Annotated in this window: 7 protein-coding genes and 1 riboswitch; of the genes, 4 read left to right on the plus strand and 3 right to left on the minus strand. The window is 67.0% G+C overall.

Features of this window, described 5'->3' with window-relative positions:
• Nucleotides 1-163 precede the first annotated feature (163 nt).
• Nucleotides 164-3,610: a hybrid sensor histidine kinase/response regulator gene (locus ACXI0D_RS12325; protein ID WP_119006951.1), complete on the plus strand. Its 3,447-nt coding sequence runs from the start codon at nucleotides 164-166 to the stop codon at nucleotides 3,608-3,610.
• A gap of 99 nt (nucleotides 3,611-3,709) precedes the next feature.
• Here the strand turns inward: ACXI0D_RS12325 and ACXI0D_RS12330 are convergent, their stop codons facing one another.
• The 3 genes from ACXI0D_RS12330 to acs form a co-directional block, all read right to left on the minus strand.
• The gene (locus ACXI0D_RS12330; RefSeq protein WP_032957840.1) at nucleotides 3,710-4,285 is read right to left on the minus strand and encodes a manganese efflux pump MntP; all 576 of its coding nucleotides are present in this window, start codon (nucleotides 4,283-4,285) and stop codon (nucleotides 3,710-3,712) included.
• A gap of 88 nt (nucleotides 4,286-4,373) precedes the next feature.
• Nucleotides 4,374-4,463: riboswitch (yybP-ykoY riboswitch) on the minus strand.
• Between the two features lie 190 nt (nucleotides 4,464-4,653).
• On the minus strand, nucleotides 4,654-5,319 hold the full coding sequence (locus tag ACXI0D_RS12335; RefSeq protein WP_006477308.1) for a response regulator transcription factor: 666 nt from the start codon (nucleotides 5,317-5,319) through the stop codon (nucleotides 4,654-4,656).
• A 121-nt stretch (nucleotides 5,320-5,440) separates the two neighbouring features.
• Complete coding sequence (gene acs / locus ACXI0D_RS12340) at nucleotides 5,441-7,384, minus strand: acetate--CoA ligase (RefSeq protein WP_110714184.1); 1,944 nt, start codon at nucleotides 7,382-7,384, stop codon at nucleotides 5,441-5,443.
• A gap of 245 nt (nucleotides 7,385-7,629) precedes the next feature.
• On the opposite strand from acs, the gene ACXI0D_RS12345 reads away from it, so the two are divergent.
• The 3 genes from ACXI0D_RS12345 (at nucleotide 7,630) to ACXI0D_RS12355 (ending at nucleotide 12,430) form a co-directional block, all read left to right on the plus strand.
• Entirely contained in the window at nucleotides 7,630-9,057 is a 1,428-nt protein-coding gene (locus ACXI0D_RS12345) for a DcaP family trimeric outer membrane transporter (protein ID WP_119006950.1), read from the plus strand.
• 143 nt (nucleotides 9,058-9,200) lie between these two features.
• A complete protein-coding gene (locus ACXI0D_RS12350) occupies nucleotides 9,201-10,865 on the plus strand; it encodes an MFS transporter (protein ID WP_049446920.1) in 1,665 nt (554 codons plus the stop codon).
• A gap of 155 nt (nucleotides 10,866-11,020) precedes the next feature.
• Nucleotides 11,021-12,430 (plus strand): coniferyl aldehyde dehydrogenase, encoded by a 1,410-nt coding sequence (locus tag ACXI0D_RS12355; protein ID WP_119006949.1) that lies wholly within the window; start codon nucleotides 11,021-11,023, stop codon nucleotides 12,428-12,430.
• The last annotated feature ends 115 nt before the right edge of the window (nucleotides 12,431-12,545 follow it).

Genomic DNA, 12,545 nt, shown 5'->3' on the forward strand with positions numbered 1-12,545 from the left:
CGCCGGCTCCTGGTGGGTGCCCACCGTTGGTGGGCACGGAGGCCTCCGTCACGACCAACGGTCGTGACCCACCGTCGCGCCCTCCTTGCGCCCCTCCGTCGTGACCTACCATCACGACCAACGGTCGTGATCTACTGGCCCCTGTCCTGACGGAAACGCGCGCGTGGTCTCCAGCTGGATCCTGCTGCTGGTCTCGGTTGCCTATGCCGCGCTGCTGTTCGGCGTGGCGTGGTGGGGCGACCGTCGGCCGATGTACCCCGACCGGCCGTGGCTGCGGCCGGTGGTCTACAGCCTGGCGCTGGCCGTGTACTGCTCGTCGTGGACGTTCTACGGCGCGGTCGGCACCGCCGTGCGCAACGGCGTGGGCTACCTGCCCATCTACATCGGTCCGTTGCTGCTGCTGCTGTTCGGCTGGCGCATCATCGAGCGCCTGGCGCTGATCGCGCGCAGCCAGAACGTGGTCTCCATCGCCGACTTCATCTCTTCGCGCTTCGGCCGCTCGCGCCGGCTGGCGGCGCTGGTGGCGATCATCGCGCTGATCGGCATCATTCCGTACCTCGCCCTGCAGTACAAAGCGGTGGCGATGAGCCTGCAGGTGCTGACCGGCAACACCGGCCCGACCGGCTTCTTCACCGATCCCGCGCTGTACGTGGCGCTGCTGATGGCATTGTTCGCCACCCTGTTCGGTACCCGCCAGGTCGATGCCACCGAGCACCATCACGGCATGATGCTGGCGATCGCCTTCGAATCGGTGATCAAGCTGCTGGCGATGCTGGCCGTGGGCGTGTTCGCCTACCTGTGGCTGAGCAACCGCACCGACGCGGTGGTCGAGTCGGTGCATACGCTGTTCACCGGCCTGCCGCCGGTGGGCTTCATCTCGCAGACCCTGCTCAGTTTCCTCGCCATCATCTGCCTGCCGCGCCAGTTCCACGTGGCCGTGGTCGAGTGCGGTGACGTGCGCGACGTGCGCCGCGCGCGCTGGATGTTCGGCGGCTACCTGGTGCTGATTTCCGGCATGGTGCTGCCGATCGCCACCGCCGGCGTGACCCTGTTCGGCACCGGTGGCAGCGTCGCCGACGATTCGATGGTGCTGGCCCTGCCGCTGGCCGAGGGCCGCAACGCGCTGGCGCTGATCGCCTATGTGGGCGGGTTCTCGGCGGCCACCGGCATGGTCATCGTGTCGTCGATCGCGCTGGCCACCATGGTCAGCAACGACCTGGTGATGCCGGTGCTGCTGCGCCGTAGCGGTGACCACCAAGAGGCCGCCGACGTCGCCTCGCGCGTGCTGTGGATCCGCCGCCTGGCGATCCTGCTGCTGGCACTGATGGCCTACAGCTATTACCGCACCAGCAGCAACGACAGCACGCTGGCCTCGTATGGCCTGATGGCGTTCGCAGCGGTGGCGCAGTTCGCGCCCGGCCTGATCGGCGGCCTGTACTGGCGTGGCGCCAGCCGTCGTGGCGTCGAGACGGGCATGCTGCTCGGCTTCGCCACCTGGCTGTACACCCTGCTGCTGCCGGCGATGACCATGGCCGGCTGGGTCGATGCCGCCTGGGTGCAGCACGGCCCGTTCGGCATCGAGTGGCTGCGGCCGCAGCAGCTGTTCGGCATGACCGGCTGGGATCCGTTGACCCACGGTACGTTCTGGTCGCTGCTGGTCAACGCGGCGACGATGATGCTGGTGTCCGCGCGCTGGCGGCCCGGCGTTGATGAGCGGCTTCGCGCTGCGCCGTTCCTCGATCCATATGCCGAGCGCCCGTCGGTGGCCGGTGGTTGGCCGGGTCACGTGCACGTGGGCGACCTGCTGGCGCTGGCCTCGCGCGTGGTTGGCGAGCGCCACGCGCGGCGTTCGTTCTTCGAGCAGGCGCAGTCGCTGGGCCGCGAGCTGCAATCCTCGGCGCCTGCGGACCGGCCGTGGGTACAGTTCACCGAGCGCCTGCTGGCCGCGTCGATCGGTGCGGCATCGGCACGCCTGCTGCTGACCAGCCTGCTGCGCGGCTCGGGCATGGACCTGGGTGAAGTGGTGGCGGTGCTGGACGAAGCGGGACAGGAACTGCGCTTCAACCGCGAGATCCTGTCGACCACGCTGGAGAACATCAGTGCCGGGGTCAGCGTGGTCGACCCGGACATGCGCCTGACCGCGTGGAACCGCCGCTACCAGGATATGTTCGGCTACCCCGACGGCATGCTCTACGTGGGCCGCCCGGTGGCCGACCTGATCCGCTACAACGCCGAGCGTGGCGAGCTGGGCGAGGGCGATATCGAAGTGCAGATCAACCGCCGCATCGGCTACATGCGCGCCGGTTCACCGCACGTGTTCGAGCGCACCCGCAGCGATGGCAAGGTGATCGAGATGCGCGGCCAGGCGCTGCCCGGTGGCGGCTACGTGACCAGCTACAACGACATCACCGACTACAAGCACGCGGAAAAAGCGCTGCTGGAAGCCAACGAGACGCTGGAACAGCGCGTGGCCGAACGCTCGCATGAGGCCGAGGTCGCGCAGCAGTCGAAGACCCGCTTCCTGGCGGCGATCAGCCATGACGTGCTGCAGCCGTTGAACGCAGCGCGCCTGTTTGCTTCGGCACTGCGCGACAGTGATCACGTGAGCGACGAGCAGAAGCATCTGGCCGAGCGCGTGGACGCTTCGCTGCGCGCGGCTGAAGAACTGCTCGATGGCCTGCTGGATGTATCGCGGCTGGATGCCGGCGGCCTGCACCCGGTGATCGGTGAGTTCGACGTGAGTGCGCTGATGCGCGAGCTGGCCGCGCAGTACACCCCGGTTGCTGCCGGCCGTGGCCTGCGCCTGGACCTGTTCGCACGCCCGGCATGGGTGCGCAGTGACCGCCGCCTGCTGCGCCGCGTGCTGCAGAATTTCCTGGCCAATGCGCTGCGTTACACCCGCCAGGGCCGCATCGTGCTGGCCGTGCGCCAGCGCGGCGACGAAGTGGAGCTGCAGGTGTGGGATACCGGGCCCGGCATTCCCGAGCACCACATGCGGCAGATTTTCGATGAATTCCACCGCTACCAGCAGCCGTTCGACTGGGGCGAGCAGGGGCTGGGCCTGGGCCTGTCGATCTGCCAGCGCATCTCGCGCCTGCTTGACCATCGCCTCAATGCGCGAAGCCGGGTTGGCAAGGGCTCGATGTTCTCGATCATCCTGCCGCGGGTGGCACCATTGCCGGGCTATACCGAACTGGCCACGCCGGTACCGGCCGTGGCCGCACCGGTACGCAGCGATTCCCTGGCTGGCCTGCGCGTGCTGTGCGTGGACAACGACGAGGAGATCCTCGACGGCATGCGCGCACTGCTCGGCCGTTGGCAGGTGCAGGTGATCACCGCCGCCACCGTTGACCAGGCGTTAGAGAAGATCGCCGAGCGCCCGCAGGTGATGCTGGTGGATTACCACCTGCACGACCGCATGGATGGCCTGGACGCGCTGGTGGCGCTGCGCGAGGCGGCCGGTTACCCGCTGCCGGGCGCACTGCTGACTGCCGATGGCCGCGACGAGCTGAAGCGGATGGCGCGCGAACGGGGTTACCGCGTGCTGACCAAGCCGATCAAGCCGGCCTCGCTGCGCGCCTTCCTGGGCGCGCTGCGCGACGCGCAGTAGCGCCGGCCGCCCGGCAGTAGATCCACGCCATGCGTGGATGTGACGTCTGGTAGTGCCGGCCGCTGGCCGGCAACCACGCAATCGCCCGCTCTCGGCGTTTTACCCCACGCCGTGCAGGTGCTCGTACAGGATCGTCGCACCGATGATCACCAGGATCACGCCACCGATGATCTCGGCGCGCTTGCCGACCATGCTGCCCAGCACGCGGCCGAGCATGATGCCGACGGTGACCATGGTCAGCGTGCACAGGCCGATCACCGCAGCCATCACGCCGATATGCACGTCCATGAAGGCCAGGCCGATGCCCACCGCCATCGCGTCGATGCTGGTGGCGAAACCGGTCAGCGCCAGCTTCCAGAAGCCGTGGTGCTGCGAGGGATCCTCGTCGTCCTCGGCACTGTCCGGGCGCAGGCCGTTGTAGATCATGTGGATGCCCAGTGCGCCGAGCAGGCCGAAGGCGATCCAGTGGTCGAAGGCTTCGACGTACTGCAGGGCGGCACGGCCAAGCAGCCAGCCGATGATGGGCGTGATCGCCTCGATGACGCCGAAGATGATGCCGGCACGCAATGCATCGCGGAACACCGGCTTGCGCATGGCCGCGCCCTTGCCGATTGCAGCGGCGAAGGCATCGGTGGACATGGCAAAGCCGATCAGGAGGATCGAAATGGGGGACATGGGCGGCGGCTGAGGTCGGGCTAGGACGGACGCACGGCCTGCGCTCGCGCCCAACCTGATGTTGCGCGCGCGGGCCGCTGGTCTCGCCAACCATCATGGTTGTCCACGCCACGGCGCACTGGCCGAGTATGTTGACGTGGACGATTCCTGCGAAGGAATCCGGCTACTCCCCAAGGGGACGCGAAGCTTAGCATCGCGATCCGCGCGTGGCGCACTTCCAGCGAAACGCGCAGGCAGGGCTGGTTTGTATAGCGATGGCTATAACAGGGCGAAGCAAAGGCGTGCCAAGCAAGCTTGGCACCTACCAGTGCGGTTTCAGATGATGTCGCGCGTTTCAGGCGATTGCCGGCCAGCGGCCGGCACTACCGTCAATCTTCTTCCGGCGGCAGCACGATGGCGTCGTCGTCGATCGCCAGCTTGCCGGCCATCAGCACGGCCTGGGTGCGGTTGGTCACGCCCAGCTTGCGCAGGATGGCGGTGACGTGGGCCTTGATCGTCGCTTCGGAGACGTTGAGGTCGTAGGCGATCTGCTTGTTCAAGCGCCCAGCGCCGAGCATCTGCAAGACGCGGAACTGCTGCGGGGTCAGCTCGCGCAGGCGCTGGCCGACTTCGCGTTCCTCGCTGCCGGTGGGCGGCACGTTGTGCGCTTCCGGCGGTGCCCAGGTCTCGCCATCGAGGATGGTGCCCAGCGCGTGGCCGATGGTGTCGGAGTCGGCGGATTTCGGAATGAAGCCCAGCGCGCCGTGGTCGAGCGCGCGGCGCATCACCGTGGCTTCTTCGCGCGCGGATACCACCACCACCGGCAGGTGCGGGTGCAGCGAGCGCATGTGCACCAGGGCGTTGAAACCCTGCGCACCGGGCATGTTGAGGTCCATCAGGACCAGGTCGGCGTCGTTGTGCTGGTCGGCCAGCGCGTACAGTGCTTCCACGCTGTCGGCCTCGAACAGCTGCACGCCGGGGATGACCCGCTGCACCGCCCCACGCAGGGCTTCGCGGAACAGCGGGTGGTCATCGGCAATCAGGAGGGTGGTCATGGGTCGAGCTTATCGATCAGGAAAAGGAGCGACGTGATGGCAGGTGCAGGACGGGTCGGACACGGCCGGGTCCCTCCTCCCGGCCACGTCCCTGGCGCGTCCTGCGCCTGCAGTCACGCCATCAGCGCACCTTGCGCTCGTCCACCAGCGACGCCACCACCGACGGGTCGGCCAGGGTCGAGGTGTCGCCGAGCTGGTCCGGCGCGTTCTCGGCGATCTTGCGCAGGATGCGGCGCATGATCTTGCCCGAGCGGGTCTTCGGCAGGCCCGGCGCCCACTGCAGGTGGTCCGGCGTGGCGATCGGGCCGATCTCCTTGCGCACCCAGGCGACCAGTTCCTTCTGCAGCTCATCGCTCGGTGCTTCTTCGGCCACCAGGGTGACGTAGGCGTAGATGCCCTGGCCCTTCACGTCGTGCGGGAAGCCGACCACGGCCGCTTCGGCCACCTTCGGGTGCGAGACCAGCGCGCTTTCCACTTCGGCGGTGCCGATGCGGTGGCCGGACACGTTGATCACATCGTCGACGCGGCCGGTGATCCAGTAGTAGCCGTCTTCGTCGCGGCGGCAACCGTCGCCGGTGAAGTAGCTGCCCGGGTAGGTGCGGAAATAGGTATCGATGAAACGCTGGTGGTCGCCGTACACCGTGCGCATCTGGCCCGGCCAGGAATCGCGGATGATCAGGTTGCCTTCGGTCGGACCGTCCTGGATCTCGCCATCGGCATTGACCAGCGCCGGCTGCACGCCGAAGAAGGGCAGGGTGGCCGAACCCGGCTTGAGGTCCATCGCACCGGCCAGCGGCGAGATCAGGATGCCGCCGGTTTCGGTCTGCCACCAGGTATCGACGATCGGGCAACGGCTGTCGCCGACCACTTCGTAGTACCAGCGCCAGGCTTCCGGGTTGATCGGTTCGCCGACACTGCCGAGCAGGCGCAGCGACGCGCGCGAGGTCTTCTTCACCGGCTCCTCGCCCTCGCGCATCAGTGCACGGATGGCGGTCGGGGCCGTGTAGAAGATGGTGACCTTGTGCTTGTCGATGACGTTCCAGAAGCGCGAGGTGTCCGGGTAGTTCGGCACGCCTTCGAACATCAGCGAGGTCGCGCCGTTGGCCAACGGCCCGTACACGATGTAGCTGTGGCCGGTGACCCAGCCGACATCGGCGGTGCACCAATAGATGTCATCCTCGCGCAGGTCGAACACCGCTTCATGGGTGTAGGCCGCGTACAGCAGGTAGCCGCCGGTGGTGTGCAGCACGCCCTTCGGCTTGCCGGTGGAACCGGAGGTGTAGAGGATGAACAGCGGGTCTTCCGCGTTCATGCGTTCCGGCTCGCAGGTGGCCGGCTGGCTGTCCACCACATCGTGGAACCAGCGGTCGCGCGGCGCCTGCATGTCGACCGCGCCGCCGGTATGGCGCACCACCAGCACGGTTTCCACGGTATTGGTGCCGGGCAGTTTCAGCGCGGCATCGACGTTGGCCTTCAGCGGAATCCTGCGGCCACCGCGCAGGCCTTCGTCGGCGGTGATGATCAGCTTGCTCTGGCAGTCGCTGACGCGGTCGGCGATCGAATTCGGTGCGAAGCCACCGAACACCACCGAGTGGATCGCACCGATGCGCGCGCAGGCCAGCATGGCCACGGCGGCGTCGACGATCATCGGCAGGTAGATGGTGACGCGGTCACCCTTCTTGACGCCGAGGTTGCGCAGCGCATTGCCGAGGCGGCAGGTGCGCTCGTACAGCTCGCGATAGGTCACGTGCTGCGCCGGTGCATCCGGGCCATCCGGCTCGAACAGCAGGGCGGTCTTGTCGCCGCGCGTCTCGAGCTGGCGGTCCAGGCAGTTCACGCTGGCATTGAGCTCGCCATCCTCGAACCACTTGATGTGGAAATCGGACAGGTCGTAGCTGACGTTCTTGATCTTCGTCGGCTTGCGCATCCATTGCAGGCGCTCGGCGGCCTTGCCCCAGAAACCATCCGGGTCGGTCACCGAAGCCTGGTACTGCTGTTCGTACGACGTCTTGTCGATGCGTGCCTTGGCGGCGAACTGCGGATCGACGGGGTAGATATCAGCCATGGCACCCTCACTTGCACGTTGACTTTGTGTGTGCGGTCGCAGCATTGCGGCGACCGATCCCCCTCAGTTTGCCCCATCCACCCCCGGCCGCGTCACCACCCTGGTTAGACCATGGTCGAAAGTGAGCGCCCAGCAGGGCCGGGTTCGACCAATGGCGAATAGCCGCTGTGCGTGAACGCCCCGCAGTCTCGGCTCGACCGTGCCCCACGCGCGGCATCACCTTGCCACTTGGGAGAGAGGGCAACATGAGCCACCGTACGTTGAAAGCCGTGCGTAAACCTTTGGCGGCCTGCCTGTTGGTCGCCCTGGTCGCACCGGGCATGGCGTTCGCAGAGACCGCCAAAGAGAAAGCACTGGAAGCACGCGTTGCCGAACTGGAACGCCAGGTCCAGCTGCTGCTGTCTTCGCAGCAACAACAACAGACCCAGATCAGCCAGACCCAGCAGGCGGTGACCGAAGTCCGCACGGTGCAGGCCGAGCAGAAGCCGGTCGCCTCGGTGCCGGCGGGCAAGCAGCCGATCCAGGTCACCACCATCACCCCGGGCGCCGCGCCGGGCACCACGGTCAAGATCGGCGGCTTCATCAAGGCCGATTTCCTCGCCACCCAGACCAGCGATGGCCAGCTGGCCGACGACGCCACCGGCCGCTCGCTGTACCTGCCGGGCCAGACCCCGGTGGAGGGCGCCGGCGGCAGCGGCAAGCGTTCGGGTACCGACTTCAACGCCCACGCCAAGTTCTCGCGCTTCAACCTGGGCATCGACAATGTGAGCGAATCGGGCAACAAGGCCGGTGCGTTCTTCGAGATGGACTTCTTCGGCAACTCGCTGGGCAACCAGACCGCCACCAACACCTATGGCGTGACCCTGCGCCACGCCTACATGTACTGGAACAACTGGCTGGCCGGCCAGACCTGGTCCAACTTCATGGACGCGGCCGCACTGCCCGAAGCGGTCGACTTCGTCGGCCCCACCGACGGCGTGATCTTCGTGCGCCAGGCCCAGGTGCGCTACACCCAGGGCGGCTTCAGCGTCGCGCTGGAAAACCCGGAAACCACCACCCTCACCGGTACCCGCAACCCGGTCACCGGCGCCTGGACCAACACCAGCGCCAACTCCGATCGTGGCAGCCTGCCTGATCTGACCCTGCGTTACGGCTGGAAGGGCGACTGGGGCACCTTCGGTGTCGGCGGCATCGTCCGCCAGCTGAAGGTCGACAACCAGGCCACCGGTGCCAAGGCTGACAAGGTGGCCGGCGGCCTGACCCTGGGCGGCAAGTGGGTGATGGGTGACAGCGATTCGCTGCACTACCAGCTGACCGGCGGCGAAGGCATCGCCCGCTACATCGGCCTGGGCATCACCGCCGACAGCGCCTACGACGTGGCCCGCGACGAGCTCAACCCGACCGGCGTGCTGGCCGGCTACGTGGGCTGGCGGCATGCGTTCTCGCCGAAGCTGCGCACCAACCTGATCTACGCGCGCAGCGACTACGACAACGACAGCATCCTCGGCCCGCTGGTGACCAAGAGCGTGCAGAGCATCCGCGGCAACATCTTCTATTCGCCGCTGCCCAAGGTCGATATCGGTGCCGAGCTGATGTATGGCCGTCGCGAAGTGGAGAACGGCAACAAGGGTGACATCACCCGATTGCAGTTCACCACCAAGTACAGCTTCTAAGAGCGTGCCGGCCAGCGGCCGGCACCTACCGAGATGGGGTGCCGGTCGCGGCCGGCACCTACCGAATTGAGTGCCGATCAAGGTCGGCACCCACCGAGATTGAATGCCGGCCAAGGCCGGCATCTACAGAGGGAAAGCGTCCCATGTCCAGCACTGCATCAAGCCCGCACAATGCGGCGGGCACCCTGACCAAGGGCCACAAGAAAGTCATCTTCGCCTCGAGCCTCGGCACGGTCTTCGAGTGGTATGACTTCTTCCTGTACGGCTCGCTTGCCGCCATCATTGCCAAGCAGTTCTTCAGTGGCGTCAATGAAACCACGGGCATGATCTTCGCCCTGCTGGCGTTTGCAGCCGGCTTCTTCGTGCGTCCGTTCGGCGCGGCCTTCTTCGGCAGCCTCGGCGACCGCATCGGCCGCAAGTACACCTTCCTGGTCACCATCCTGATCATGGGCATCTCGACCTTCCTGGTCGGCGTGCTGCCCAACTACGCCTCGATCGGCTTCGCCGCACCGGTGATCCTGATCATCCTGCGCCTGGCCCAGGGCCTGGCGATGGGCGGCGAGTACGGCGGTGCCGCCACCTACGTGGCCGAGCATGCGCCGGACGACAAGCGTGGCCTGTACACCAGCTTCATCCAGTGCACCGCCACGCTCGGCCTGTTCATGTCGCTGCTGATCATCCTGGCCTGCCGCTACTTCCTGGGCAACGAAGCCTTCGAAGCCTGGGGCTGGCGTATTCCGTTCCTCGTGTCGATCCTGCTGCTGGGTGTGTCCGTGTGGATCCGCCTGCAGCTGAGCGAATCGCCGCTGTTCCAGCAGATGAAGTCCGAGGGCAAGGGTTCCAAGACGCCGTTCCGTGACAGCCTGAAGGGCGGCAACCTGAAGCTGATGCTGCTGGTCCTGCTCGGCGCCGCAGCCGGCCAGGCCGTGGTCTGGTACGGCGGCCAGTTCTACGCGCTGTTCTTCCTCAGCAGCATGCTGAAGGTCGATGCCACCACCTCCTACCTGCTGATCGCGGCCGCGCTGGCACTGGGCGTGCCGTTCTTCATCTTCTTCGGCTGGCTGTCCGACCGTATCGGCCGCAAGAAGATCATCCTGGCCGGCTGCCTGCTGGCGGCTGTTACCTACATCCCGATCTTCAAGGGCCTGACCCATTTCGCCAACCCGGCCATCGAAGAAGCCCGTAGCAGCTCCCCGGCCCTGGTCGTGGCCGATCCGAACACCTGCTCGTTCCAGTTCGATCCGGTCGGCCTGCGCAAGTTCACCAGCTCCTGCGACGTGGCTACCGCTGCGCTGACCAAGGCCGGTGTGCCGTACGACGTACAGCCCGCCGCCGCCGGTTCGCTGGCGATGGTGAACGTGGGCAGCGCCAGCGTCACCTCGTATGAGGCCGCTGGCCTGACCAAGGAAGACGGCAAGGCCAAGGCCGATGCGTTCGGTGCGGAACTGAAGACCGCCCTGACCACCGCCGGGTATCCGGCCAAGGCCGATGGTGCACGCATCAACATCGCCGGCACCATCTTCATGCTGTGGCTGCTGGTGCTGTACGTGACCATGGTCTACGGCCCGATCGCCGCCTACCTGGTCGAACTGTTCCCGACCCGCATCCGCTACACCTCGATGTCGCTGCCGTACCACATCGGCAACGGCTGGTTCGGTGGCTTCCTGCCGGCGATCTCGTTCGCGCTGGTGGCCGGTACCGGCAACCTCTACTACGGCCTGTGGTACCCCATCATCATCGCGTTGATGTCGGTGGTGATCGGCGGCTTGTTCCTGCGCGAGACCAAGGACGTGGATATCACCAAATAACCGGTGTGCCGACCAACGGTCGGTACCCACCGGGTTTCAGGGGCCGCGGTGCAGACCGCGGCCCTTTTGTTTCCCTGTTTTTGGGGTCAGATCCCTTTCGCTTGCGAAAGGGATCTGACCCCATCGAGACGTGCTGTACGCCGTATAGTCGGCCCATGACCACCACCACGCCGGCAGACCTTCCCGCCCTCCTGCACACCCTGCGCAGCGCCTGGCAGTCGCAGCGGCCCACGCTCGACCAGCGCGAAGCCGACCTGCGCCGCTTGCGCGAGGCGCTGAAGCCGCGCCTGGACGAAATGGCCCAGGCCATCGCCGAGGACTTCGGCCATCGCGCCCACGTCGAATCAAAGCTGGCCGATGGCATGAGCGTGCTGTCGGCCATCGACCACCTGCGCCGTCACCTGCGCCGCTGGTCGAAGCCGCAGCGGGTCGGTGCCGGCTGGCGGCTGTGGCCGGCGCGCGCGCAGCTGCGGCCGATGCCGCTGGGCGTGGTCGGGGTGATCTCGCCCTGGAACTACCCGGTCACGCTGGCATTGGTGCCGCTGGCCACCGCCATCGCCGCCGGCAACCACGTGTTGCTCAAGCCCTCCGAACACACGCCGCGCACCAGTGCATTCCTGGCCGATCTGCTGGCCAGCGTGCTCCCGCCCGATCGCGTGGCGGTGGTGCAGGGTGGGGCGGACGTGGCCGCGGCGGTGTCATCGCTGCCGCTGGACCATCTGCTGTTCACCGGCTCGACGGCGGTTGGCCGCAAGGTAATGGCCGCTGCCGCCGAACATCTGGTACCGGTCACGCTGGAACTGGGCGGCAAGTCGCCGGCGATTGTCTGCCGCGATTTCCCGCTGGAAAAGGCCGCCGCGCGGCTGGCCACCGGCAAATGGTTCAACGCCGGCCAGACCTGCATCGCGCCGGATTACGTGCTGATTGATACCGTGCGCCAGCGCGAGTTCGTGCAGGCGCTGCAGCAGCAGGTGCGCGAACGCTACGGCGATTTCAGCGATGCCGGCGACTACACGCGCATCATCAACGAAGGCCAGTACCGGCGCCTGCAGGGCTATCTGGCGCAGGCGCGCGAACGCGGCGTGCCGGTGATTCCGCTGGCGCAGGTGGATGAGGCGCGCGCCGACCGCGAGCGCCTGCTGGTGCCGACCGTGGTGCTGGACCCGCCGGACGACCTGGACCTGATGCGCGAGGAGATCTTCGGGCCGATCCTCCCGGTGCGGGCGTACCCGGATCTGGATGCGGCGCTGGCCGACGTGCTGTCGCGTGATCGGCCGCTGGCGCTGTATCCCTTCAGCTACGACAAGGCGACGGTGGAGCGCATCCTCGGCCAGGTAGTGGCCGGCGGAGTGACCGTCAATGACACGCTGCTGCATTTCGCGGCCGATGGCCTGCCGTTCGGTGGGGTGGGGGCCAGCGGCATGGGCGCGTACCACGGCCGGGCCGGGTTCGATGCGATGAGCAAGCGGCTGCCGGTGCTGTGGCAGTCGCGCTGGGCCGCCAGCGACCGGCTGCGACCGCCGTATTCGAAGATTGCGGGGTTGTTGAAGTTCCTCTTGCGGTAGTGCCGGCCGCTGGCCGGCAGATGCAGGGTCTCGCCGAGGGTTCATGGGGTTGCCGGCCAGCGGCCGGCACTACCGGTCGGTGCCAACCCGCGCGGCCCCTTCCGGTGGGTGCCAA

This window comes from Stenotrophomonas sp. C9D9 (assembly GCF_056491205.1).

What these genes read in the sequence shown, in the direction of transcription:
- ACXI0D_RS12330 (WP_032957840.1), bottom strand. Translation starts at nt 4,285, where the DNA reads ATGTCCCCCATTTCGATCCTCCTGATCGGCTTTGCCATGTCCACCGAT.
- ACXI0D_RS12335 (WP_006477308.1), bottom strand. Translation starts at nt 5,319, where the DNA reads ATGACCACCCTCCTGATTGCCGATGACCACCCGCTGTTCCGCGAAGCC.
- acs (WP_110714184.1), bottom strand. Translation starts at nt 7,384, where the DNA reads ATGGCTGATATCTACCCCGTCGATCCGCAGTTCGCCGCCAAGGCACGC.
- ACXI0D_RS12345 (WP_119006950.1), top strand. Translation starts at nt 7,630, where the DNA reads ATGAGCCACCGTACGTTGAAAGCCGTGCGTAAACCTTTGGCGGCCTGC.
- ACXI0D_RS12350 (WP_049446920.1), top strand. Translation starts at nt 9,201, where the DNA reads ATGTCCAGCACTGCATCAAGCCCGCACAATGCGGCGGGCACCCTGACC.
- ACXI0D_RS12355 (WP_119006949.1), top strand. Translation starts at nt 11,021, where the DNA reads ATGACCACCACCACGCCGGCAGACCTTCCCGCCCTCCTGCACACCCTG.